The following is a 22,478-nucleotide window of genomic DNA, read 5'->3' on the forward strand; positions in this document are numbered from 1 at the left end:
GGAAGCATGGCGCGAGCAAGAAATGTTGTCGGGACAGGAAGCGCGAACGAGTTGATTTCCGTGTGGAATTGCGACCAGCGTTCACCGTGAGTTTTCCGAACTGCGCTTGCGCAGCGCACCGAAGAACTCCCCTACCCCCAGCGGCAAACGATAGCGCCAGACGAGGGCGCCGAACGCCCCGATGGAAAAAACTATTGCGAAAAGCGCACCGGCCACGCTGTCCCCCCATAGCGCCCGCATACCGAACGCCCCGCACGACACCGCTCCGAGCCCGGTCAGCGCGGCCAGCAGATAGCCCCGGTCCACGGTGCGGAACCCCAGCCGCCGGCGGACCAGCAGCGCCGAGGCCCCGTTGTCCACGACGATCGCCAGCCCCCAGGACACCGCAGCGCCCAGTACCCCGTACCGCGGCACCAGCCACACCCCGCTGCCCACCTGGACCGCGAAAGCGGACCCCGCCACGGCAAGGTTCGCCGCGCTCCGCCCGGCCATCAGCAGCGCGGTCTGGGCGTTGCCCACGCCGACGTTGACCACAGCGGCCACCGCCAGCACCACCAGCCCCGGCGCGCCGGCGGCGAAGCCGGTACCGAACACCGACAGCACGGTGCGCGGAAAGGCCGCGAGCAGTACGAACACCGGCCAGGAGAACAACGCGATCCACCGCGTCGAGTGCCGGTGCAGCCGCTGTGCCGCGCCCGCGTCACCGCCCGCCAGCAGCCGGCTGATCTGCGGCGCCACCGCCAGCCGGACCGCCAGTTGCAGCAGCGTCCCAGCGGTGATCAGCCGCCCGATCGCCGTGTAGACGCCGGCCTCCGCGCTCGTGCCCAGCACCGACAGCAGGATCACGCCGATCCACACCGCGGCGATGTCGAACAGCGACGACACCGCGCGCGGTCCGGCGAACGCCCAGAACTCCCGGGCCCGCGGCGGCGGCCGGCCCGTTCCGGGATGGGTGCGCCGGGACCGCCGCAGCGAGATCCCGGCCGCCACCGCGCCCAGCACCCCGGGCAGCAGCCAGGCCGCCCAGACCCCGGTCACGCTCGGCGCCCACAGCACCAGCGGCACCGCAAGGAGCACCCGCAGCACCGGCTTGCCGAGCTGCTCCACGCCCACGAACGGCACCACCGACCCGTACCCCCGGGTCGCACCGAGCAGCACCAGCGTCACCGTCGTCACCGGCAGGAACACCGCACACAGCCGGAGGACGGCACCGGCCTGCCCCGGGTCCAGTTCGGGCAGCAGCCGGCCGGCGAGCCCGGGGGAGCACAGCAGCACCGCCGCCGCGGCCCCGCTCGCCACCAGCGCCGGCAGCACCGCGGTCCGCAGCAGCCCCGGCACCCCGGACCCACCGGTCAGCTCCAGGTCCCGGGAGACGAACCGGACCAGCGCGGTGTCGGCGCCCAGCTTCAGGGCGTTGCTCAGGATGGTGAAGGCCGCGACCGCGGTGAAGACCGCACCGGCCCCGCGGGCCCCGAGGCCCTGGGTGACGACGGCCACCAGCAGGAACCCGAACACCGCGTTCGCCGCGGAACCGGCCAGCGCGAACAGACTCCCGCGGGCCGTCGTCCGCACGCCGAGCCCACCAACGTCCTTGGCCCGCATGCCCGTTGGCGTCGTCGCGCGGCCCGGGCCCGCCGGGCGGACGCCGGTCACCCGCGCAGCGGTCGGGCATCGGCGGACGCGCCGTCCGCCGCCACCGGGCCGGTGCGCGGAGCCGGCGGACCGGGCCGGACGGAGGGTGCCACCACGGTCGTCCGGGGCTGGTTCCGGCCGCGCTTGCGACGGGTCGGCCCGCCGTCCGTCAGCCGGCGCAGCGACGGGCCGCGGCGCCCCTTGTCCAGCACGGCGCCCAGAATGTGCCCGCCCGCGCCGGTGATCAGCTCCCACACCCGGTCCAGATCGTCCCGGCGCACCTCGTTGAGGTCGCAGACCACCACCACGCCGGCGCCCTGCTTGGCGACGGCCAGCCCGTCCGCGTGCGAGAGCAGCGGCCCGGTGACCACCACGACCCGCTCGTCCGGACCCGACGGGGCGTTGAGCAACCGCGCGAACTGCGGCGAGGACAACACCCGGGCCGGATTGGGGACTTCCCGCCCGGGCAGCAGCTCGAACCGGCCGTCCACCCCCGCCTCCACCGCGAGCCGTTCGCCCTCCGCCCAGCTGCCCGGGACCGGCCGGCCGTGACCGGGCCGCAGCGGCAGCCGCTGGGCGAGTTGCGGCGTCCGCAGATCCGCCTCCACCAGCAGGATGTCGTTGCCGATCTCGGCGAACGCGCCGGCCAGATTGACCGCGACCGGCACCGCCTCCGCGTTCTCCCGCGGGGAAACGATCAGCAGGCTGTCCGTACCGGAGAACCGCAGGTCGTGCATGAGCCGGAAGGCGATGGTGCGATAGGCCTCCGCCCGGTTGCCGTGCCCGGACCGCCCCACCTCCAGCACCTGCTCGCCACCCCGCCGCCGCGGCAGGATGCCCAGCACCGGAGCCCGCAGGTTGTCCTGCACGTCCGCCACCGACCGGACCCGCGGCTCCAGCACCGACCGGACCCAGGCCGCCAGGATTCCCAGCACCAGTCCCGCCACCGCACCGGCGAGCAGCAGCACCGCCAGGCCGGGGCTGGACGGGAAGGCCGGCGGATCGCCCTTGCGCACGATGTCACCCGGCGTGGTGTCCAGGGACTTCAGACTGGAGATGCGGCCCTGCAGGTCGGTGATCTGCGACACCAGGTCTCTGCGCTCGGACTCGTCGGCGGCCCGCCCGGCACCGCTGCCCGCGTCCGCGATCCGGCGGTCCAGCACCTTCCGCTGCGCCATGAGCGGCTTCAGCTCGTCCCCGAGCTTGCTGACCGTGGTGTCGATCCGCTGCGTCGCGGCCTCCTGACGGTACGTCAGGTAGGCGTGGACGAACGCGTTGACCAGTGCGGACGCCCGGTCCGCGGAATCCGCGCTGTACTCGAACAGCAGGGTCTGGGTCTCGGGCGGATTGCTCACCCGCAGATCGCGCTGCAGAACGGCCGGATCCGTGCGTTCCCCCAGGGCCTTGGCCGCACCGGCCGCCACCGACGCGCTCTGCGCGATCTGCCGCTCGGTGCCCATGCTGATCTGCTTGTCCGCCGAGACCCCGCCGGCCTCGAACGGCGCGGTGCTGATCGCATGCACCACCACCTCGCCCGTCGCCGTATAGGTCGGGCCGCCGAGCACGAACACCGCACCGCCACCGAGCAGGCCCAGAACCAGGCCGAGCAGGATGAACGCCCGGTACCGGAAGAGCCGGCGCAACTGGTCGCGGATCTGGTCCGGCTCCTCCGCGGGCTCGTCGAAGACGCTCACGTACGTGTTCCTCCTGTGCATAGCGACGGTGCGGTGCGGTCCGCCGGGGCCACCGGCTCCGGCGCGGCCGCGGGCGGGGACGGGCGCCCCGGCTTGCGGGTGATCAGCAGCGGGATGCACACCAGCAGCGCGAGCGGTCCGACGATCGCCATGAGGCTGCCGCGCAGCAGCACCAGCTGGTAGAAGCCGAACGCCGGGACCAGCAGCGCCGCGAGGGTGCCCCGGTGCCGCCGCAGCCGGTGCCGCAGCTTGTCGATCCGCCGCCCCACCGCGCCGATCAGACCGAAGACCGCGACGACCGACGGGAAGCCGGCCCACATGTACGTCTCGATCCACAGTGGCGCGGAGAGGTTCTCGAAGGTGTACCCCGCGTGCCGGGCGAGCAGGATGCCCGCGTCGTCCGGCTTGCCGGGCCACGCGGCGCGCGGCACGAAGAACAGCGGCGGCCCGAGCGCGGCCGTCGGCGTGAAGCCATGGGTGCGGACGTAGTCCACACCCGTCTCGATCTGCTGGAACGCGTCGTAGTCCCCGTTGGACGTGAACTGCTCGGCGAGCGAGACGATGCGGACCGGCTCCCGCTTGTCGTAACGGAAGTAGTCGCTGTACGGGAAGACCACCAGCACCACGGCCGCCACCGCCGCCGCTCCGACCCGGAACGCCCGCGGCCCGCGCAGCCACGACGCACCGAAGACCAGCGCCAGCAGCACCGTCCCGGCCCAGAACCGCGGCTGGCTGACGGGGTTGTTGACGATCACGTTGACCGCGGCCAGCACCGGCAGCAACAGCCAGCGCAGGCCGCGCAGAATCCGGTCGCCGGCCGGGAACCGCGGCACGTGGACCAGTGCCACCAGCGCCCAGAACGCCGGCACCGACAGCAGCCAGGCCGACATCGCCCGGTCCGCCGACCCCGCCGGCTCGGCGAGCGCCGCCGCTTCGTTGGCCGCCTGCCGGCTGAGGAAGAACGCCGCCAGCCCGCCCTGCTGCGGGATCAGCACCACCGCCAGCAACAGTGCCGCCCCGCCCAACAGCAGCACCCGCCCCGGCGCCAGGCGCCGCGCGAGCAGCGGTTCGAGGACCGCGGACCCACGGCCGGACCGCCAGGCGGCCACCGCCGACCCCGCGCTGTACGCCAGAAGTCCCGTCTCCACCAGGGCGGTTGAGACGAACGCGGTGTGCGCATCGACCACGAACCCGCGCGGATACGCGTCCGTGGCGAGCATCGCCAGCGGCGCCAGCCCCAGCCACACGTAGGAGAACAGCCAGAAACCGAACGCGATCAGCCGGGCCCGGACGTCCGTCAGCACCCGCGCCAGCGCCGCACCGGTGTGCACCACCACCACGAGTTGGACGGCGAGCGCGGCACCGAAGCGGGCGTCCAGCGACCGCAGCACCAGCAGCGGCAGCAACACCACCAGCAGCAGCGCCCAGCAGCCCAGCGCGGCCATCGCACGCCCGGGCCCGCCGGCCACCCCACGCCCCGCCGTCACCGGCCCACCTCCCCCAACTCCCGTTCAGCGGCCCACAATCTAAGCGACATCGGATGACAAGAGTGGCTTCGGGACACAATCGCAACCCAATTCACAGTCCGGGACGCCTTGACCGCTTCTACGATGACCGGCACAGCCTGAGGGGGGCATCCGTGGAAAACTCGTTCGACGGGCGGCGCGTGCTGGTCGTCTCGACCAACTACGCACCCGAGCACACCGGCATAGGGCCGTACTCGACGCAGGTGGCCGAGCACCTCGCCGCGTCCGGGGCCGACACCCACGTCCTCGCGGGCCTGCCGCACTACCCGTCCTGGCGGGTGGCGGAGGGCTACCGCGGCCGCTGGCGGATGCGGGAGCACCGCGGCGGGGTGACCGTGCACCGCCGGCGGCACACCGTACCTGCCCGGCAGACCGCCGCCCGCCGGGCGCTTTTCGAGGCGAGCATCCTGGCGCACGGTGTGCTGGCGCCGCCGCCCGTCCGGCCCGATGTGGTGCTCACCCAGATGCCCACCCTGGCCGGGGGAGTGCTGGGCGGCCGGCTGGCGCGGCGGGCCGGGGTGCCGCATGTCGTGGTCGTCCAGGACCTGATGGGCGCGGCCGCCGAGCAGAGCGGCATCCAGGGCGGGGACCGGGCCGCGGCCCTGGCCGGAGCCGTCGAGGCCCACGTCCTGCGCGGCGCCGCCGTCGTCGGGGTGGTGCACGAGTCGTTCGTCGCCCGGGTCACGGCGATGGGGGTGCCCCGCGAACGGATCCACGTGGTGCCCAACTGGACGCACGTGGCGGGCCCGCGCGGCGACCGTGAGCGGACCCGGGCCCGGCTGGGCTGGGCGGCCGACGAGACCGTGCTGCTGCACGCCGGCAACATGGGTCTCAAACAAGGACTGGAGGTGCTGGTCGAGGCGGCCCGGCTCGCCGACCGCGAAGCCGCCCCGGTACGGATCGTGCTCATGGGGGACGGCAACCAGCGCGCCGCCCTGCAACGGCTGGGCGCCGGCAGCCGCGCGTTGTCCTTCCTCCCGCCGGCCGACGCCGAGGAGTTCCCCGAGGTGCTGGCGGCCGCCGATGTGCTCGCCGTGACGCAGAAGGCGTCCGTGCTCGACATGAGCCTGCCGTCCAAGCTGACCTCGTACTTCATGGCCGGCCGGCCGGTGATCGCCTCGGTGGCGGCCGACGGCGGCACCGCCCAGGAGGTCCTCCGCTCGGGTGCCGGAACCGTCATCGCACCGGAGGACCCCAAGGCGCTGCTGGCCGAGGTCCGCGCGCTCGCCGAGGACCCCGTACGGGCCGCCGGGCTGGGCGCCCGCGGTCCCCGCTACGCCGAGGAACGGCTCAGCAGCCGGGCCGGACTGGCGCGGATCACCGGCCTGCTGCGGCTGGCCGTGGACGGGCGGGCCGGCGGCCGCTAGGCACCGGCCCGTGAGGTACCGGCGGCGGGGCCGGAGCCCCGCCGCCACCCGGCTCATCCGCCTCCCGCGAGGGACCGGTAGTGCTCCTCCAGCCGGTCGGCCACCGCGGCGAGCGAGAACTCCTCGTCCAGCGCCGCCCGGCCGGCCCGCACCACCCGCTCCCGCAGCGCCTCGTCCTCCAGCAGCCGCAGCACCGCATCGGCCAGCTGCTCCGGCGAACCGTCGGTCACCAGGGCCGCCCCGCGGCGCTGCAACGCACCGGCGATCCCGCAGCGGTCCGTGCAGACCACCGGCGTGCCGACGGCCAGGGCCTCCAGCACGCTCATCGGGAAGGGCTCCTCGACGCTCGGCAGCACGTACACCGCGGCCCGCGCGGTCCGCGCCACCGCGGCCCCGTGGTCCAGCGCCCCGCCGTACGTCACCACCTCGCCGAGCCCTTCCTCGGCGATCAGCCGCCGGAGGGCACCGAGCCGGCCCTCGTCCGCGCCGTACACGGGGAACGTCACCTCGGGGCGCTTGCGGTGCACCAGCGCCGCCATCCGCACGAACGCCTCGGGCCGTTTACGGGCCTGCAGCCGGGCCAGGAACAGCACCTCGGCCGGCTCCCGCGCCGCCGCCTCGGTTGCCGCCGGCCGCACCCCGTTGTGCAGCCGGACCAGCCGCGGCCCGCGCGGGCCCAGCACCCGCCGCAGCCCGGCCTCCTCCTCGTCCGTGAGCACCAGCGCCGCGGCCGCCCGGCGCAGCAGCGGCACATAGATCCGGTCGAAGAGCCGGGCGACGGCCGACGACCGCGGCTGGACCATGCCGTGCGTCTGCACCACGAACGGCCGGCGGCGCAGTACGGCGACGGTGAGCGCGGCCAGCGACACCAGATCGCGGCCGGCGTGCAGATGCAGGGCGCCGGCCCGGCCCGCGGCGCGCCACAGCAGCGGCAGCAGCCCGGGGTGGAACAGGCCGAGGAACCCCTGCCCCGGAACGAGCGTGCGCGCGGGGCGGGCCCGCAGCGGCACCCCGTCCACGGTGCGCGGCGGGCCGCCCCGGCCGCGCCACAGGGCGATCAGCTCGACCTCGTGCCCCCGCGCGGCCAGTTCGCCCAGCTGCCCGGTGGCCACGCTCACCGGCCCGCCGTACGCCCCGTCGTCGCTGACCAGGGTCACCACATGGCTGATCCTCACCGGGCACCCCCGGTGGTGTGCACGGCCCCCGCGGGCACGTCCCGGTGGGCGACCGCGCCCGCACCGACCACCGCGCCCGCACCGACGGTCACCCCGCGCAGCACCATGGCGCGGGCGGCCACCCAGGAGCCGGGCTCCAGACGGATCGGCCCGTTGTCGAACTCGAAGGTGGGGGAGCGGCGTTGATGGCTTCCGGTGCACAGCACGGCGCCCTGGGACACACAGACGTCATGGCCGATCGTGATCGGCTCCAGCGTGATCAGCCAGGCGTCCTCGCCCACCCAGACGTCGTCGCCGACGGTGAGCTTCCACGGCCACTGCACCCGCACCCGGTGCCGGATCAGCACCCGGTCACCGACCCGCGCGCCGAACGCCCGCAGCACCGCGGGGCGCAGCCGCGGCGGGAACCACCACTTCACGAAGAACAGGTTGAGCACGGCGAACCAGAGGGCCTGGGTCAGCAGGCCGCGGCCCTTGTCGTAGCCGGCGCCGGTGAAACCGCGCAGCCGGCGGACGGTGGCGGACGTGGTCATCGGTCCACCCGCACCCGGTGGCCGGACAGTTCGTCCTCCAGCTGCCGTATGTCGGACTCCACCATGATCCGCGCCAGCTCGTCGTACTGCACCTTCGGCGACCAGTCCAGCAGCCGCTTCGCCTTGGACGGATCGCCGATCAGCGCGTCCACCTCACTGGGCCGCTCGTACTTCGGGTCGAACCGGACGCTGCGCTCCCAGTCCAGTCCCACGCAGTCGAACGCGGCGTGCAGGAAGTCGCGTACGGTCGCGGCCACCCCGGTCGCCACCACGTAGTCGTCGGGCTCGTCCCGCTGGAGCATCAGCCACATCGCCTCCACGTACTCGGGCGCGTAACCCCAGTCGCGGACGGCGTCGAGATTGCCGAGATAGAGGTGCTGCTGCAGACCCGCCTGGATACGGGCCACCGCGCGGGTGATCTTCCGGGTGACGAAGGTCTCGCCGCGCCGTGGGCTCTCGTGGTTGAAGAGGATCCCGTTGACCCCGAACAGCCCGTACGCCTCGCGGTAGTTGACGGTGGACCAGTAGGCCATGACCTTGGCGCAGCCGTATGGACTGCGGGGGTGGAAGGGCGTCGTCTCGTTCTGCGGCGGCGGGGTGGCGCCGAACATCTCCGAGGACGACGCCTGGTACAGCCGGGTCCGCACGCCGCTGGCCCGGATGGCTTCCAGCAGCCGCAGCGCACCCAGTCCGGTGACGTCGCCGGTGTACAGCGGGGCGTCGAAGGAGACCCGGACATGGGACTGCGCACCGAGGTTGTAGACCTCGTCCGGCTGCACGTCGCGCAGCAGGTTCACCAGTGCCACCCCGTCGGACAGGTCGACGTGGTGCAGCAGCAGCCGGCGCCCGGGAGTGTGCGGGTCCTGGTAGATGTGGTCTATGCGCTCGGTGTTGAAGCTCGACGAGCGTCTCATCAGCCCGTGCACTTCATAGCCCTTGCTCAACAGCAATTCCGCGAGATACGAACCGTCCTGGCCGGTGATGCCGGTGATCACAGCGGTTTTGGTCATGGCTTCCCCCCACGAGAAACGTAGTTATTTCCTGAAATGGCCGGTGGATGTAAGGGTTCCACTGCCACAATCCGGGCCATGGATGACTTGCTGCCCCCGCCCGCCCGGGTCTTCGTCGCCGGACACCGGGGCCTGGTCGGTTCCGCCGTGGCCCGGCGGCTGTCCGCCCAGGGTTACGACGTACTGACCCGCCCCCGCACCGCACTCGACCTGCGTGATGCCGCCGCCACCGCGGACTGGCTGCGCGCCGCCCGGCCCGATGCCGTCGTCCTGGCGGCCGCCAAGGTCGGCGGAATCATGGCCAACAGCACCCAGCCGGTGCAGTTCCTGGAGGACAACCTGAGCATCCAGCTCAGCGTCATCGCCGGCGCCCACCAGGCAGGCGTCCGCCGGCTGCTGTTCCTCGGGTCGAGCTGCATCTACCCCAAGCACGCCCCCCAGCCCATCACCGAGGACGCCCTGCTCAGCGGGCCGCTGGAGCCCACCAACGAGGCGTATGCGATAGCCAAGATCGCCGGCCTGGTCCAGATCCGCTCCTACCGCCGGCAGTACGGCGCCTCCTTCATCTCCGCCATGCCGACCAATCTCTACGGCCCCGGTGACAACTTCGACCTGGAGACCTCGCACGTCCTGCCCGCACTGATCCGCCGCTTCCACGAGGCGAAGGAGCAGGCCCGGCCCGAGGTCACCCTCTGGGGCACCGGCACCCCCCGGCGCGAATTCCTGCACGTCGACGACCTGGCCGCGGCCTGCGAGCTGCTGCTGCGCCGCCACGACGGCGAGGACCCGGTCAACGTCGGCTGCGGCGAGGACCTCACCATCGCCGAACTCGCCTCCTGCGTCGCCTCCGTCGTGGGCTACGAGGGACGGATCGCCTTCGACCCGTCCCATCCCGACGGCACCCCGCGCAAGCTCCTCGACATCAGCACGATGCGCGCCCTGGGCTGGTCGCCGACCGTCCCGCTCGCGGACGGCATCGCCGCGACCTACGAGGCCTGGCGGTCGCAGCCGGCCCCGGCGTGAGGAGGCCGCCGGGCCCCGGGTGTGCGCACGGCGGCAGCTCCCACGAGCGCCCGCACCGGCCGCACACCCGGGCCGGCCGACCCGCTCAGTACGCACCGCGGCCGTCCAGCACCGCCCGGACCGTACGGGCCAGCACGCCGATGTCCCGGCCGTAGGACCAGTTGTCCACATAACTCAGGTCCAGCCGCACGGTCTCGTCCCAGGAGAGATCGGACCGCCCGCTGACCTGCCACAGGCCGGTCAGCCCCGGCTTGACCGACAGCCGGCGCAACTCCGTCCCGTCGTACCGCTCGACCTCTTCGGGCAGCGGCGGCCGCGGCCCCACCAGGGACATGTGGCCCGCAAGGACGTTGAAGAGCTGGGGCAGTTCGTCCAGCGAGAGCCGGCGCAGCACCCGGCCCACCCGGGTCACCCGGGGATCCCGCCGGATCTTGAACATCGCCCCGTCGTGTTCGTTCGCCGACTCCAGCGCGGCCCGCATCCGGTCGGCGGTGACGACCATCGTGCGGAACTTCCACATCCGGAACGGCCGCAGATCGCGGCCGACCCGGACCTGCCAGTAGAAGACCGGGCCGGCCGAGGTGAGCCGGATCGCCGCTGCCACCATGGCGAACAACGGGGAGAGCAGCACCAGCAACAGCAGCGCTCCCACCCGGTCCGTGGTCTGCTTCAGCAGCCCCGGCAGCCCCCGTCGTGCCGCCGGGTCTATGTGCATCACCGTCAGTCCCGCGGCCTTGGTCAGCCGGACCCGGTGCCGGGACACGTCGATCAGCCCCGGAAGTATGGCCAGATCCCGTCCCTCGTCGTGCAGCGCCCAGGCCAGCCGGCGTATACGCGCGGCGGACATCCGGCGGCCGGGCGCCACGAATACCAGATCGGCGTCGAGTTCGGCCGCACACCGCAGCACGGTCTCGCCGTCCTGCGCGCCGTCCGGCCCGTCCCCGTCGAAGGTCAGCCGGCCCGGCACCGGCAGCGCCGAGTCCGTGTCCTCCTCGCCGACCAGGCAGCCCCCCACGACCACGTACTCGTGATCGGTACGGTGCGCCAGCTCCTCCAACACCAGGTCGACGGCGCCCGGTTCCCCGACGAGCAGCACCCGGCGCAGCGCCTGTGCGCGGCGGCGTACGCCCTGCAGATAGCGGTGTACGAGCTTGCGCCGCAGCACGGCCAGCGCCAGCCCCGGCACCAGCGCGAGCACACAGATCTCGGTGGAGACGTCGATCCGTGCCACCACACAGGTGACGGCCAGCACGCCCAAGACGGTCAGCCAGTCCCGCAGGACCGGCAGCACCGCACCGCTGCCGCCCAACTCATCTTTGGAGTAACGATTCTTTGCCGCTCCCACGGCCAGCCAGGCGGCGCCGGCGAGCACCGCGACGAGCAGCGGCTGCGGCTGCCGGGTCGCGGTGCAGACCGCCCCCATCGGCACCAGCGCGCCGAGGAGATCGGCGGCCAACGCCACCTGTAAGAGCCGCTGTTCGGTGGATCGGTGCCTGCTTTCCTCGCGCTGTGGCGATGTGCGCTCCAGCTTGGCTGTCCCGGCGGGTGACGCGATCACCCGTGATCCGGCAGCTTCGAACAACCCCATGGCCCCCCACTTGGTCGTCCCCTCACGTCCGGTGCGGTCGGACCCCCCGGTACTCGACCGCCTCCGTATCGGAGGTGAACGCTAGAGCACGGTGCGTCCGACTGCTGAGGTTTACCTATTTTGAGTGTTCTTGTGCCTCGTTGTTTACAAGCGCGTGCCCGCATGCTCCACTTCCGGACCCTCCAGAAGCAAGAGACGCAGAGGCCCCGGGGGTGTGATCCAGCCCCGGGGCCCACGTGCCTATCGCGTCAGATGCTCAGTGCCGGTGGCACACCAGGTGCGTCCGGTGCCAGGTCCGGGTCCAGTAGCCGGGGTGGCGGTGGCCGCGCCGGTCCTGCCAGACCGGGTGCCAGACCCGGACCCAGCGGCCGTGGACCACGCGACAGTGGCCCCGGTCGACGTGCCGGGACGTCGTGTGGTCGCCGTGCGACGACGGCGCGGCCGAGGCGGAACCCACCGAGGAGAGGGCCATGCCCCCGGTGAGGGCAACGGTGGCGGCGCCCAGTGCGAAGGCGCGCTTGAATCCGTCAATCATGAGGATCATGCCTTTCTGCATTGCCATGCTGCGAGATGCCCCGGCTCTGGCCGGGCAGCAAGGAGAATGCACCCGCGGGACGGCAGGGGCCCGGTCAACACCGGGGCCTTTGCCGAATGCAGACATAAGGCAAATGAGGCGGATAATCCGACGTATGCGACCAGGGCTGTGATGGGTTACTGAAGCCCCGTCTGTGACTTGCTGAAGAGCACGCCCTCGGAATAGAAGAACACCGCGTTGCTGCTGCCGTCCGCGCCGTAACACGTCCAGGTGACGGGGTAGTTGTCGGCGGGCTCGGTCTTGTTCTCCTGCTGGCAGGTGCTCGCGTAGCGGAGCAGGGTCTGCACGCTGCTGCCCGCCTTGATCTCGTTGAATTCGGCGAGGGTCAGCGGGTCACTGGCGATGGCGATGCCACCGTAGGCGCCGGCGGCCACGAGGAGGCCGAGGGTGCAGAGGCCGGCTATCGCGCTCTTCTTCACGGGTGGGATCGTCCTTGTGCGGCGGTGGCGACGGAAGGGTGCGCAAGGAGCGTAGCCGTCCGGCCCGATTCCCGGCACCGGTGCGGCGAGCTGCATCACAGCCGGTGCCCTCCGGGGCCCGGGCGCCGTAGCGTGGGCAGGTCCCGCGAGAAAGCTGGCGATAATTCGTACAACGCGGGTAGACGCAGGGGTGTCACGAAGATCGGCCCGGTTCGGAGGAGGGGGGAAACGGTGACCCAGGCAGCGTCCCACATACCGGCCACGGCCGCGCAGGCACGCGATCGCGTCAACGACCTCTTGAAGGCCCATCCCGGCCCTGTGGAGGCGATGAAGCTCACGGATGCCCTGCTGATCACGTCGGAGCTGGTCACCAACGCCCAGCGCCACACGGACGGCCTGATCGCCTTCACCGCGCGCATCACGGGCAACCGCCTCAGCCTCCTCGTCGAGGACGCCAGCCCGCAGCACCCCGTGACGGCCTCCCGTCACGGGCCGGGGGACATCGGCGGCTACGGCTGGCCCATGGTGCGCCAACTCGCCACCTCCGTCACCATCGTTCCCACGGCCCGCGGCGGCAAGGCCATCAACGTCACGCTTGACCTGATGTGAACCGATATGCCCTGACGTGATCCGCTCTGGGGCGACTTGGCCTGCTGCGGAGAGGGTCCGGGGCCCTCAGGCCCGTCCGGACTGCGGAATGCGTTCCAGCAGCCCGCGCAGATCGTCCGCGTGCTCCTCCTCCTGCGCCAGCAGGTCCTCGAACACCCGCCGGGTGGTCGGATCGCCGTCGCCCAGCCACTGCGCGATCTCGGTGTACGCGGCGATGGCCACCCGTTCGGCCACCAGGTCCTCCTTGATCATCTCCACCAGATCGGCGCTCGCGTCATAACCCGCGTGCGCCCGCTGCGTCAGCGTGTCCGGGTGAAAATCGGGCTCCCCGCCGAGCTGCACGATGCGCCGGGCGAGCTTGTCGGCGTGCTCCTGTTCCTGCGTGGCATGTTCCAGGAACTCCGCCGCGACCGGCTCCGAATAGATCCCGGAAGCCGTGTAGTAATGCCTCTTGTACCTCAGCGTGCACACGATTTCGGTGGCCAGTGCCTCGTTCAGCACCTGCAGCACGCGTTCCAGATCGGCGCCGTAGGCATCGGTCACCGGACCCTTTTCGATTTCCTGGCGGGCCCGGGCGCGGATGGTTTCGATGTCGGTAAGGAAATCAGCCATGACTTCTCCCTTTCCATTGATCGACTTTCGTTGATCGTATTCCGCTGGTCCCCCACTTCGGGTGAGGGGACGCGTCCGGCTCCGCATGTGGCGATGTCCGGTTCAGATGTGCCAGCTCACCGTTCCGGTGGCCGTCGACACCACGACCAGCAGCACCAGGTCGGCCGCCCCGAAGGCCAGTCCCAGCCAGGCCCGCAGCCGGCGGATCGTCCCGCGGCGGAGCGCGAGGAAGCCGAAGACCAGCGCGCACGGGCCGAAGAAGACGTTGAAGATCAGCGTCCCCACCAGCCCGCAGACGAACGAGGCCACGGCCATGCGGTCGGCCTGCGGATGCGGGCCGGTCTTCAACGGAAGCCGGGTGGACGTCATCGGTGTGCCCCCTTCGACGGGGTCGTCGCCTTACGGCGCTCGCGGACGAAGAACACCGCGAGCCACGCCGTGATCGCGATCCCGGCGACGACAGTGACGGCCACCGGGATATGACCTGCGGTCCCCAGCAGCACGCCGAAGAGGAAGACTGCTAAAACCAGAAAGAGCATGGTGTGCCTGTGCCTTTCCCCAGAGGGCCGGCGGACGCGCAGCGCGCTGCCGACACGGACGGGCACCGGCCGCTCCATTGCGGCGGCTTGCACGAACGCTGGTACCCGCGGATCGCCGGAAAAATCAGCTCGGCCCGGCGCAGATCGCCCCCTTCCCGGCCGTTCCCGGGACCCCGGAAGTCATTTCACCCCCACCCCTTACCGATGCCCTTCCCGCCCTCCTGCGAGAAGCCCCGATGGCCTGTCACGGTGTCCGCCCGCCTCGCCGGAAGGAGGCCCCGGCCGGCACCGGATCTACGATCGCCGGACGGAATGAGCACCGAAAAGCGGAGAGGAAAGGGGAGGGCGGATGAGGCAGGAAAGGAAGGAAGGGAAAGAGCGGAAGGAAAGGAAGGAAGTGGCGAACGGCGGCGGGAGCCCCGCGGACCGGACCGGCCTGATCGACCGTCACATCCGCAGCGTCGACGACGTACTCCGGCTCCTGGACGGGTTGTTCGCGCCGGAGGCCGACCGCTGGACGGCCGGTGCGGCCTCCTGGTGGGACGGTTTCTACGCCGACCGTTCCAGGCCGGTGCCGTTCTTCGTGGCGAAGCCCGACGAGAACCTGGTCTCGTACCTCGACCGCGGCCTGATCGCTCCCGGGCGCGCGCTCGACCTGGGGTGCGGGCCGGGCCGCAACGCCCTCCACCTCGCCGCCCGGGGCTTCCGGGTGGACGCCGTGGACCTCTCCCCGGCGGCGATCGACTGGGCCGGGGACCGCGCCCGGGAAGCCGGGGCCGACATCACCTTCCGCTGCGGCGACGCCTTCACCCTCGTCGGCTCCGATGACGGTGCCCCGCTCCACGGCCCGTACGACCTGATCCACGACTCCGGCTGCTTCCACCATCTGCCGCCGCACCGCCGCATCAGCTACCTCGCCCTGCTGGACCGGGCCCTGGCCCCCGGTGGCCATCTCGCCCTCACCTGCTTCGCGGCGGGCGAGGAGCGGGGCGGTTCCGAGATCGGTGACGCCGACCTCTACCGCCGGGCCGCCGGCCTGCACGGCGGCCTCGCCTACACCCCCGGGGCCCTGCGCCGGATCTTCGCCGACCTGACGGTGGTGGAACTCCGCCGCATGCACGACGAGCCGTCCCACTCCCGGTACTTCGGCGAGCCCTTCCTCTGGACGGCACTGCTGCGGCGCGGCACCCGGCCGTAACGGTCGCCCGGGGGGATAGGCCCTAGCAGAGGCTGAGGATGGCCTCGGCGGTGAATTCCGGTGCCTCACGGGGCGGGAAGTGGCCGACCCCGCCGAGGACTTGACGGGTGTAGCCGTCGGCGAACAGCTGCTGCTTGCCGGCGGTGGTGCCCAGGAGGTTGTCGGCGTCCTCCGCGCCGTGCAGCACGATCGTCGGCACCTGGATCGGCGCCGGGGCGGCGAGGCGTTCCTCGACGGTGTCGTACGCCGGGTCTCCGGGGGCCTCACCCCAGCGGTGCAGGTAGGCGTGCACGGTCACGTCCGCCCAGTCGTCGTTGTCCCACGCCGCGGCCGTCTCCTCGAACTCCTCCGGTGTGAAGTCCCAGCCCGGGGACCAGGCCGTCCACAGGTAGTGGCAGAAGGCCCGCCGGTCCTGCACCATGGCCCTCCGGCCGCGGCCGGTGGCGACGAACCACTCGTACCAGTACGCCTGCGCAAGCGCGTAGGGGAGCGGTGCGTCCGGGCGGTGGGTCGCGTATCCGGCCGACAGTGCCGCGATGGCGCGTACCCGCTCCGGCCAGAGGGCGCCGACCACGTACGCGGCGCGGGCGCCCCAGTCGTGCCCGGCCAGGACGACGTCGCCGAGGTCCAGCGCGTCGAGGAATTCGCCGAGGTCGCTGCCGAGCGCCGCGATCTGCCCGCTGCGCGGCCGGGCCGGGTCGCGGAACCGGGTCGGGCCGAATCCCCGGAGGTACGGGCGGTAGACGCGGCATCCGGCGGTGTGCAGGGCGGGCAGTACGCCGTCCCAGCAGTGGATGTCGTCCGGCCAGCCGTGCACCGCCACCACGGGGCGCCCGGTCTCGGGGCCGCTGACGGCGTAGGCCGTGTCCAGCGTGGGCGTGCGTACGGTCCTGACGTCGGGTTCGGCCCCGGCTCCGCTCGCCGCCGCCGTCCCGGTCTCGCGTTCCGTCACCGATGGGCCTTCCGCAGAGTCGAGTCGCCGGTCATGGGGGCGCGCCCCCTGCGACTGTGCCAAGCGGCCCGGCTCCCGCCCGTCATCGACACGCGCGGGGACGGCGATGGCCCGGCGGAGGGGGAATCCGCCGGGCCATCGCCTCACACTCTGCGGGCTCTGCCCGCCTCGCCGCCGGTGTCGCCGCCGAAGCGGCCGTGCGACGCGGTCATCGCTCCATGGCGTCGCGGGCCTTCTGCCCGGCCTGACGCAGATCGCCCTTGGCCCGTTCGGCGCGGCCCTCCGCCGTCATCCGCTCGTTGCCCACGGCGCGGCCGACGGTTTCCTTCACGGCGCCCTTGATCTGCTCGGTCTTCGCAGAGGTCTTCTTGTCGGCAGTCATGGTCGTGCTCCCTTGCTGTCGAGCCGTTCCTTGACGAAGAGCCGTCTGCCCGGGACGCCCGGGCGCAAACACAGACATCCTTCCGCCCGTACGGGGCACATGTCCGTGGTCCTTCCCCTACGGAGGACGCCCTACGGAGGGAGACGACACCACCGATGAGCGACCATCGCGAGTTCGCAGCCGACCACGAGCGCCACCACGACCAGGAGCGCCGTCACGAGTACGAGCAGTGGCAGGCCCGCACGGTCCGGCGCCCCGAGGACGTACCGGTGACCACGCCGCTGTCCTGGATGGCGGAGAAGCACTTCGCCCACGGGGAGCGGTTGGCCGACCGCCGGCTGCCCGCGGCGTACCGGGGGCCCGATGCGCGGGGCGATGCGGGGGACGCGCTGGCGCAGCTCGCGCTCGGCGTCCGGATCGCCCGCGCCGTCGAGCAGTACCGTGCGGAGACCGTGCACGAGGCGCTGCAACTGGGCGCCACCTGGCGTCAGATCGCCACCGCCCTCGACCTCGGCACCGACGAGGCGCGCGGCATCCTGCGCAGCCATGCGGACGGTCAGCTGCGGCTGTACGAGAGCGAGGACAGCGGGGGAGCCGGTCTGCTCGGCATGAGCCCCGAGCAGCACCGGGCCGCGATGGCACTCACCGCACTGGGCGACGACGAACCCGCCACCGTCCCAGCGGAGGCGGTCACCCGGTGACCGTCGCCGTCAGCTCCCCGTCACCGTCTCGTCCCAGTCGATGCGGTGGAAGTGGAGCGGGCGGAGCATCTGCTCGGGGGCGGGGAAGGCGGCCGCGGCCCCGAGGTCGGTCTTGCCGGCCTTGACCTTGTTGGCGGCGGCCGCGTTCCGCCCGACGGCCTCCACCCGCTCGCGGCGCAGCCCGACGTAGGCGCGGAACGCCTCGGCGGGCGTGGGCAGATCGCGCAGGCAGCGGGCCAGTTCCACCGCGCTCTCGATGGCCAGTGAGGCGCCCTGGCCCGAGCTGGAGGACGGGGCGTGTGCCGCGTCGCCCACCAGGACCATGCGGCCGCGGTGCCAGTGCGGCACCGACGGCATGCGTTCCATCCGGCCGACCACCACCAGCTGGTCGGCGTCGGTGTGGTCCAGCAGCAGCTCGCCCGGGAGATGGCCCGCGTAGGTCTCGCGCAGCACGGCCAGCCACTCGGCGGCCGGGACCCGCGCCATGCCGGCCGGGTCCGGCGGGGTGTCGGTCGGCAGTCCGGCGAACCAGATCAGCCGGCCGTCCGGACCGCGCCAGTGGCCGGTGAAGGTGCGGCCGAAGGCGAAGTACATCGTGCCGGGGGCGGCCTCGACGCCGCTGTCCGTGGCGTACCCGCCGAAGCTCAGCACGCCGCCGTACTCCGGCTCGGGCGCCTGCGGGTCGATCAGGGTGCGGACGGTGGAGCGGATGCCGTCGGCGCCGATGAGGATGTCGGCGGTCGCCGACGTGCCGTCGGAGAACCGTGCGGTGACGCCTTCGGGGGTCTCCTCGGCGCCCACCAGCCGTTTGCCGTACGCGAACGAGATGCCCTGGTCGGCGGCGTGGTCGGTGAGCGCACGGTAGAGCGTGGCGCGGGGCATCGCCAGGCTGGGGGGCAGCTCGGCGAAGCCGTCGAAGGCGGCGAAGCGGTGTCCGGCGCCGTCCGCCATGACCATCCCGGGCACCGGCTGGCCGAGGGCCTCCACCGCCTTGCCGGCGCCGATCGTCCGCAGCGCCGCAAGGCCGTTGGGGGCCAGGGCCAGCCAGGCGCCCACCCCGTCCGCGGCCGCGGGGTAGGCCTCGTGGACCGTCGCCCTGATGCCTGCCTTGTGCAGCGCGAGTGCGGTGACCGGGCCGGCCACCCCGCCCCCGATGACCAGTGCCGTCCGCACGGCCGCACCACGACGCCCGCCCTGAGTGCCGTTGACGTTCATAACCCCTCCCGAGGATGCGCCCGCCGGTCAGCGGGCTCCCGGGTCAATAGTTGCACTGCACCTAGTCGCAATGCAACTAGTCTCCCCTCGCTACGCTACCGGCATGACCGCTCCCGTGAAGAGCTCGCCGCTCGCCCTGACCGTCCTGGCGCTGCTGCACTACAAGCCGCTGCACCCGTACGGCATCCAGCAACTGATCAAGCAGTGGGGCAAGGAACAGGTGGTCAACGTCGGCCAGCGGGCCGGTCTCTACCGGACCATCGAGCGGCTGCATGCGGGCGGGCTGATCGCCGTACGGCAGACCGAGCGCGACCAGCAGTACCCCGAGCGCACCGTCTACGAGGTCACGGACGAGGGCCGGGCGGTCGCCCGCGAGTGGCTGGACCAGATGCTGGCGGTCCCGAAGGGCGAGTTCCCCGTCTTCCCGGCCGCCCTGTCCAACCTGCCCATGCTCACCCCGGCCGAGGCGCTGGACGTGCTGGAGCGGCGCGCCGAGCGCCTCGCGGCCCAGCGCGCCGACCTGGCGTCCCAACTGGCCGTCCACACCGAGGAGGGCGTCCCCCGCGTCACCCTCATCGAGCACGCATACCTGCTGGCCATGGCCGAGGCCGAGGAACGCTGGGTCCGCGAGGTGACCGCTGACCTGCACAACGGCCGACTGACCTGGTCCCCGGAGATGCTCGCGGCCTTCGACGAGCAGCGGAACGCGGGGGCTGCCTCGGGCGGTTAGCCGGGCTTCGCTCCCGTTCACCTACCGTGTCCACGGGCCGACTCCCGTCCTCGGCCGCGACGACTGTGCGCCTGTGCGCCTACGAAGGGAAGAACCACCGTGTGGAATCCGACCGAGCTGTGGCTGGAGGGCGCGGTCATGGCGGTCGTGCACGCCGCCGGGCCGGAGCAGGGCTATTGGGTCGAGGAGACCGGACTGTTCCATGACGACGGCAGCAGCAACTGGTGGCAGCTGATGCCCTTCGAGGGCGGCCGGGCGATCGTCCTGGGCAAGGACCACGACCTGCCCGGAGACCTCTACGACGCACTGCCCCGGGCGCTCTCCGACGCGCCCGGCTGGCTCCGCGACGCCTGGCAGGACGACGACGGGCCGCTGCGGAGCGTGGTCCGGGCCAGGGCGCCGATCGGCTTCTTCTGCTGGGTGGACGAGCACGGCACCTGGGGCGAAGTGCCCACGGACCCGGCACAGGACGACGGAAGCGCCCTCGTGAGGGCCCCCTACAGCGGGTCCGGCGAGCGGCTCTTCGAGGAGTGCACCGACACGGACGACCTGCGGGAGGCGTACCGCCTCGCCGACGCGGCGTTCGACGCGGCCCGCGCCGGCACGCTGGACGCCGAGGTCCTGCTGCCCGTACTGCGCCGCGCCGATCCGGAGCGCGCCCACCCCTTCGACATCGAGGCGGCCCTGACCGTGGCCGCCCGGGCGGGCCTCACCCCCGGCACCGCCAGACCCGCCCTGCCCGGCGCGCCCCTGCCGCAGGAGGTGAAGTGACCCCCTATTCCCTGGCGTTCTACCTGGACGTCGTGACGTCGGGAACGGTGCTCGGCGCGAAACCGACCGATCAACCCGACCGGGTGACCGGCCTGCTGGGAACGGATTTCGCGGAGAACCGGTCCGGGCGTCACCACATGTGGCGGGACTACGGACTCGCGGAGTTCTTCTGGCAGCGGGAGGCCGGCGACGGCCCGTGGGCCGGGCACCACTTCACCCTGCAGGTCCACCGGGTCGCCCACGGCGGGCAGGTCGTCAACGGGGAGATCCGGGCCAGGTACGGACGGTTCGCCCGCAGATTGCGGTTCGCGAAACTGCAGCGGCTGCTGGAGAACCGCGGAACCGTGCTGCGGGAGATCCCGTCCGGCCAGGAACCCTGCTACCGCCTGTTCTGGAACCCCGATGCGTGGGTGGGCGTCAGCGTGATCGGCGCCAAGGACGAGTACCGGACGCCGGACGACCTCCAGGTCGGGGATGTATACGGCATCACTGCGCCGATGACTCCCGAAGAGGTGGCGTGGCGGGCCGCGCGGTAGGGCCCGCGGTCCCGCGGTCGTAGGCCGCGACCGCGGCGCGGTCGACCTTGCCGTTGGTGTTGAGGGGGAGTTCGGCGAGGTGGGTGAAGGAGCCCGGGATCATGTAGACGGGCACCAGCCGGCGCAGGAAGGCGGTCAGCTCCGCCGCCGCGGTGGGCTCGCCGGAGTAGTAGGCGACCAGAATGGAGTCCTCGCCGGTCTCGCGGACCAGCGCGACCGCGTCCCGTACGGCGGGGTGGCGGGCCAACGCGGCGTCCACGTCGCCGAGTTCGATGCGCTGGCCCCGGATCTTGACCTGATGGTCGAGGCGGCTCAGGAACACCAGGGCACCGTCCTCGACCCGGACCCGGTCACCGGTCCGGTACCAGTGGTCCCGGGTGAGCGGCGCGGTCCCGTCGTGGATCACCGCGCGTTCGCCCGGGCGCCACTCCAGGAACCGGCCGATGTTGTCGGCCGGTTCCAGATAACCGTCGAAGCGCTGGCTGCCGCGGAGGCACAGCTCACCGGTCTTCGCGGGCTCGCCGGCATCGTCGAGGACGATGTAGTCCAGGTGGTCCGGCACCCGGCCGATCGGCAGCGTCCCGTTGGAACCGGCCGGTCGCAGCGAGCTGCCGCTGCCCAGTTCGTGTGCCGTGGAGACGATCGCCACCTCGGTGGGGCCGTACAGGTTCCACAGCCGCGCGCCGGGCGCAGCCGCCGCCCACTGCTCGGCCTGCTCGCTGAGCAGCCGTTCGCCGCCGAACATCACCCCGGCCATGGTCGGCATCGAATCCGGGACCAGCGCGTTCGTCCGGGCCGCGATGCTGCCGACGGACGGTACGCAGAACCAGCGGGTGATCCGCTTGGCGCTGACGAAGGCCGACGGGCGCACCACGTCGTTCGGCCGCGGGACCACCAGCGCCGCACCGACCGACCAGGTCGTGAACAGTTCGAGCACCGCCACGTCGAAGGAGAGCTCGACGTTCTGCGACAGGCGGTCCTCGGGGCCGAAGCCGTGCTCCTCGACCAGCCACCGGAGGGTCGGCAGGACGTTGGCGTGCCGGATGGGGACGCCGCGCGGCCGGCCGGTCGAGCCGGAGGTGTAGAGGACGTAGGCGATGTCCTGGGCGGAGGTGGGTGCGGCGGGGGAGGGGGGCCCGTCCTCGGGGCCGGGTGTGCGCAGCCGGGTCAGCTCGGCGGAGGTGAGGGCGAGCACGGGCGGCAGCGGCGTGCCGTCCTCCGCCGCCTGGGCGGTGAGGAGTTGGACCGCCCGGGCGGAGTCCTCGTCGGTGACGATGATGTCCAGGTCCGTGGTGGCCGCGATGGCCAGGATGCGGGAGGCCGGGAAGGACGGGTTCAGCGGGACGACGGCCGCGCCGGCGCGCAGGGCCGCCAGATATCCGGCGTACGCCGTCAGGCTGCGGGCGGCCAGCAGGCCGACCTTGGCGGGGCGCCCGGCGCCGTGCTCCGCGGCGGCGGCCGTCAGCCGCCGCGCCAGACCGGCCGCCAGCCGGTCCAGTTCGGCGTAGGTGAGGACCTCGTCCCGTACCTCCAGCGCGATCCGCTCCGGATGCCGCTCGGCGCTCGCGGCGAACAGTCCGAAGAGGGTGGGGGCGAGCGGGTGCGGCGTCGTGGGGGAGGGGGCGGCGGAGGTCATCGGAGGGTCCTGTTCGTCGGCCGGTGTGCCAAGGG

General features: G+C 72.4%; 24 protein-coding genes. 8 read left to right on the plus strand and 16 right to left on the minus strand.

Annotation, left to right across the window (positions count from 1 at the left end):
- Positions 1–81: 81 nt before the first annotated feature.
- From ACZ7MX_RS17365 to ACZ7MX_RS17375, 3 genes are read right to left on the minus strand one after another with little or no spacing between them, the layout of a single operon-like run.
- Positions 82–1,602 (minus strand): oligosaccharide flippase family protein, encoded by a 1,521-nt coding sequence (locus ACZ7MX_RS17365; RefSeq protein ID WP_472132914.1) that lies wholly within the window; start codon positions 1,600–1,602, stop codon positions 82–84.
- Between the two features lie 47 nt (positions 1,603–1,649).
- Positions 1,650–3,326: a polysaccharide biosynthesis tyrosine autokinase gene (locus ACZ7MX_RS17370; RefSeq protein ID WP_472132916.1), complete on the minus strand. Its 1,677-nt coding sequence runs from the start codon at positions 3,324–3,326 to the stop codon at positions 1,650–1,652.
- Positions 3,323–4,813, minus strand: coding sequence for a hypothetical protein (locus ACZ7MX_RS17375; protein WP_472132918.1), 1,491 nt, complete (start codon positions 4,811–4,813; stop codon positions 3,323–3,325). The genes ACZ7MX_RS17370 and ACZ7MX_RS17375 overlap by 4 nt, the downstream gene beginning before the upstream one ends.
- 137 nt (positions 4,814–4,950) lie before the next feature.
- Between ACZ7MX_RS17375 and ACZ7MX_RS17380 the strand changes: the two genes are divergently transcribed.
- Positions 4,951–6,219: a glycosyltransferase gene (locus ACZ7MX_RS17380; protein WP_472133278.1), complete on the plus strand. Its 1,269-nt coding sequence runs from the start codon at positions 4,951–4,953 to the stop codon at positions 6,217–6,219.
- Between the two features lie 53 nt (positions 6,220–6,272).
- On the opposite strand, the gene ACZ7MX_RS17385 is transcribed toward ACZ7MX_RS17380, so the two are convergent.
- From ACZ7MX_RS17385 to gmd, 3 genes are read right to left on the minus strand one after another with little or no spacing between them, the layout of a single operon-like run.
- Positions 6,273–7,394 (minus strand): glycosyltransferase, encoded by a 1,122-nt coding sequence (locus ACZ7MX_RS17385; protein WP_472132920.1) that lies wholly within the window; start codon positions 7,392–7,394, stop codon positions 6,273–6,275.
- On the minus strand, positions 7,391–7,927 hold the full coding sequence (locus tag ACZ7MX_RS17390) for a DapH/DapD/GlmU-related protein (RefSeq protein ID WP_472132922.1): 537 nt from the start codon (positions 7,925–7,927) through the stop codon (positions 7,391–7,393). The genes ACZ7MX_RS17385 and ACZ7MX_RS17390 overlap by 4 nt, the downstream gene beginning before the upstream one ends.
- The gene (gmd, locus tag ACZ7MX_RS17395; protein ID WP_472132924.1) at positions 7,924–8,937 is read right to left on the minus strand and encodes a GDP-mannose 4,6-dehydratase; all 1,014 of its coding nucleotides are present in this window, start codon (positions 8,935–8,937) and stop codon (positions 7,924–7,926) included. Before gmd ends, ACZ7MX_RS17390 begins: the two co-directional genes overlap by 4 nt.
- A 78-nt stretch (positions 8,938–9,015) precedes the next feature.
- Between gmd and ACZ7MX_RS17400 the strand changes: the two genes are divergently transcribed.
- Complete coding sequence (locus tag ACZ7MX_RS17400; RefSeq protein ID WP_472132926.1) at positions 9,016–9,960, plus strand: GDP-L-fucose synthase family protein; 945 nt, start codon at positions 9,016–9,018, stop codon at positions 9,958–9,960.
- Positions 9,961–10,045: 85 nt separating this feature from the next.
- Here the strand turns inward: ACZ7MX_RS17400 and ACZ7MX_RS17405 are convergent, their stop codons facing one another.
- From ACZ7MX_RS17405 to ACZ7MX_RS17415, 3 genes are all read right to left on the minus strand, one after another.
- A complete protein-coding gene (locus ACZ7MX_RS17405; protein WP_472133280.1) occupies positions 10,046–11,383 on the minus strand; it encodes a sugar transferase in 1,338 nt (445 codons plus the stop codon).
- A 421-nt stretch (positions 11,384–11,804) separates the two neighbouring features.
- Positions 11,805–12,083: a hypothetical protein gene (locus ACZ7MX_RS17410; RefSeq protein WP_472132928.1), complete on the minus strand. Its 279-nt coding sequence runs from the start codon at positions 12,081–12,083 to the stop codon at positions 11,805–11,807.
- A gap of 176 nt (positions 12,084–12,259) precedes the next feature.
- Positions 12,260–12,562 (minus strand): hypothetical protein, encoded by a 303-nt coding sequence (locus ACZ7MX_RS17415; RefSeq protein ID WP_472132930.1) that lies wholly within the window; start codon positions 12,560–12,562, stop codon positions 12,260–12,262.
- A 231-nt stretch (positions 12,563–12,793) separates the two neighbouring features.
- Here ACZ7MX_RS17415 and ACZ7MX_RS17420 point away from each other — a divergent pair, with 231 nt between their 5' ends.
- Positions 12,794–13,171, plus strand: a complete 378-nt coding sequence (locus ACZ7MX_RS17420; protein WP_472132932.1) for an ATP-binding protein — start codon at positions 12,794–12,796, stop codon at positions 13,169–13,171.
- 66 nt (positions 13,172–13,237) lie between these two features.
- On the opposite strand, the gene ACZ7MX_RS17425 is transcribed toward ACZ7MX_RS17420, so the two are convergent.
- The 3 genes from ACZ7MX_RS17425 to ACZ7MX_RS17435 all read right to left on the minus strand — a co-directional run bounded on the left by ACZ7MX_RS17425 (position 13,238) and on the right by ACZ7MX_RS17435 (position 14,322).
- Positions 13,238–13,783 (minus strand): ferritin-like domain-containing protein, encoded by a 546-nt coding sequence (locus tag ACZ7MX_RS17425; protein ID WP_472132934.1) that lies wholly within the window; start codon positions 13,781–13,783, stop codon positions 13,238–13,240.
- A 102-nt stretch (positions 13,784–13,885) separates the two neighbouring features.
- Complete coding sequence (locus ACZ7MX_RS17430) at positions 13,886–14,152, minus strand: DUF4190 domain-containing protein (protein ID WP_472132936.1); 267 nt, start codon at positions 14,150–14,152, stop codon at positions 13,886–13,888.
- Positions 14,149–14,322, minus strand: a complete 174-nt coding sequence (locus ACZ7MX_RS17435) for a hypothetical protein (RefSeq protein WP_472132938.1) — start codon at positions 14,320–14,322, stop codon at positions 14,149–14,151. The genes ACZ7MX_RS17430 and ACZ7MX_RS17435 overlap by 4 nt, the downstream gene beginning before the upstream one ends.
- 439 nt (positions 14,323–14,761) lie before the next feature.
- Between ACZ7MX_RS17435 and ACZ7MX_RS17440 the strand changes: the two genes are divergently transcribed.
- Positions 14,762–15,520 carry a class I SAM-dependent methyltransferase gene (locus tag ACZ7MX_RS17440; RefSeq protein WP_472133282.1) on the plus strand — a complete coding sequence of 253 codons (759 nt, stop codon included), beginning with the start codon at positions 14,762–14,764 and terminating at the stop codon, positions 15,518–15,520.
- A gap of 22 nt (positions 15,521–15,542) precedes the next feature.
- Here ACZ7MX_RS17440 and ACZ7MX_RS17445 read toward each other — a convergent pair whose 3' ends face one another.
- Both ACZ7MX_RS17445 and ACZ7MX_RS17450 read right to left on the minus strand, forming a co-directional pair.
- Positions 15,543–16,472, minus strand: a complete 930-nt coding sequence (locus ACZ7MX_RS17445; protein ID WP_472132940.1) for an alpha/beta fold hydrolase — start codon at positions 16,470–16,472, stop codon at positions 15,543–15,545.
- Positions 16,473–16,680: 208 nt separating this feature from the next.
- Positions 16,681–16,854 (minus strand): CsbD family protein, encoded by a 174-nt coding sequence (locus ACZ7MX_RS17450; protein WP_472132942.1) that lies wholly within the window; start codon positions 16,852–16,854, stop codon positions 16,681–16,683.
- Between the two features lie 155 nt (positions 16,855–17,009).
- Here ACZ7MX_RS17450 and ACZ7MX_RS17455 point away from each other — a divergent pair, with 155 nt between their 5' ends.
- Complete coding sequence (locus ACZ7MX_RS17455; protein WP_472132944.1) at positions 17,010–17,555, plus strand: hypothetical protein; 546 nt, start codon at positions 17,010–17,012, stop codon at positions 17,553–17,555.
- Between the two features lie 9 nt (positions 17,556–17,564).
- On the opposite strand, the gene ACZ7MX_RS17460 is transcribed toward ACZ7MX_RS17455, so the two are convergent.
- Complete coding sequence (locus ACZ7MX_RS17460) at positions 17,565–18,770, minus strand: FAD-dependent monooxygenase (RefSeq protein ID WP_472132946.1); 1,206 nt, start codon at positions 18,768–18,770, stop codon at positions 17,565–17,567.
- A 103-nt stretch (positions 18,771–18,873) separates the two neighbouring features.
- Here ACZ7MX_RS17460 and ACZ7MX_RS17465 point away from each other — a divergent pair, with 103 nt between their 5' ends.
- From ACZ7MX_RS17465 to ACZ7MX_RS17475, 3 genes are all read left to right on the plus strand, one after another.
- Positions 18,874–19,500: a PadR family transcriptional regulator gene (locus tag ACZ7MX_RS17465; RefSeq protein WP_472132948.1), complete on the plus strand. Its 627-nt coding sequence runs from the start codon at positions 18,874–18,876 to the stop codon at positions 19,498–19,500.
- Between the two features lie 99 nt (positions 19,501–19,599).
- Positions 19,600–20,271 (plus strand): hypothetical protein, encoded by a 672-nt coding sequence (locus ACZ7MX_RS17470; protein WP_472132950.1) that lies wholly within the window; start codon positions 19,600–19,602, stop codon positions 20,269–20,271.
- Complete coding sequence (locus ACZ7MX_RS17475) at positions 20,268–20,807, plus strand: hypothetical protein (protein ID WP_472132952.1); 540 nt, start codon at positions 20,268–20,270, stop codon at positions 20,805–20,807. The genes ACZ7MX_RS17470 and ACZ7MX_RS17475 overlap by 4 nt, the downstream gene beginning before the upstream one ends.
- On the opposite strand, the gene ACZ7MX_RS17480 is transcribed toward ACZ7MX_RS17475, so the two are convergent.
- Entirely contained in the window at positions 20,758–22,443 is a 1,686-nt protein-coding gene (locus tag ACZ7MX_RS17480) for an amino acid adenylation domain-containing protein (RefSeq protein ID WP_472132954.1), read from the minus strand. The two genes, ACZ7MX_RS17475 and ACZ7MX_RS17480, sit on opposite strands and share 50 nt — an antisense overlap.
- Between the last annotated feature and the right edge of the window lie 35 nt (positions 22,444–22,478).

Source organism: Streptomyces sp. NPDC107765 (assembly GCF_055657085.1).

Coding starts and splice junctions, on each gene's coding strand:
- ACZ7MX_RS17390 (WP_472132922.1), bottom strand. CDS start 7,927: ATGACCACGTCCGCCACCGTCCGCCGGCTGCGCGGTTTCACCGGCGCC.
- ACZ7MX_RS17480 (WP_472132954.1), bottom strand. CDS start 22,443: ATGACCTCCGCCGCCCCCTCCCCCACGACGCCGCACCCGCTCGCCCCC.
- ACZ7MX_RS17455 (WP_472132944.1), top strand. CDS start 17,010: ATGAGCGACCATCGCGAGTTCGCAGCCGACCACGAGCGCCACCACGAC.
- ACZ7MX_RS17450 (WP_472132942.1), bottom strand. CDS start 16,854: ATGACTGCCGACAAGAAGACCTCTGCGAAGACCGAGCAGATCAAGGGC.
- ACZ7MX_RS17405 (WP_472133280.1), bottom strand. CDS start 11,383: ATGGGGGCGGTCTGCACCGCGACCCGGCAGCCGCAGCCGCTGCTCGTC.
- ACZ7MX_RS17465 (WP_472132948.1), top strand. CDS start 18,874: ATGACCGCTCCCGTGAAGAGCTCGCCGCTCGCCCTGACCGTCCTGGCG.
- ACZ7MX_RS17365 (WP_472132914.1), bottom strand. CDS start 1,602: ATGCGGGCCAAGGACGTTGGTGGGCTCGGCGTGCGGACGACGGCCCGC.
- ACZ7MX_RS17430 (WP_472132936.1), bottom strand. CDS start 14,152: ATGACGTCCACCCGGCTTCCGTTGAAGACCGGCCCGCATCCGCAGGCC.
- ACZ7MX_RS17460 (WP_472132946.1), bottom strand. CDS start 18,770: ATGAACGTCAACGGCACTCAGGGCGGGCGTCGTGGTGCGGCCGTGCGG.
- ACZ7MX_RS17410 (WP_472132928.1), bottom strand. CDS start 12,083: ATGATTGACGGATTCAAGCGCGCCTTCGCACTGGGCGCCGCCACCGTT.
- gmd (WP_472132924.1), bottom strand. CDS start 8,937: ATGACCAAAACCGCTGTGATCACCGGCATCACCGGCCAGGACGGTTCG.
- ACZ7MX_RS17400 (WP_472132926.1), top strand. CDS start 9,016: ATGGATGACTTGCTGCCCCCGCCCGCCCGGGTCTTCGTCGCCGGACAC.
- ACZ7MX_RS17425 (WP_472132934.1), bottom strand. CDS start 13,783: ATGGCTGATTTCCTTACCGACATCGAAACCATCCGCGCCCGGGCCCGC.
- ACZ7MX_RS17435 (WP_472132938.1), bottom strand. CDS start 14,322: ATGCTCTTTCTGGTTTTAGCAGTCTTCCTCTTCGGCGTGCTGCTGGGG.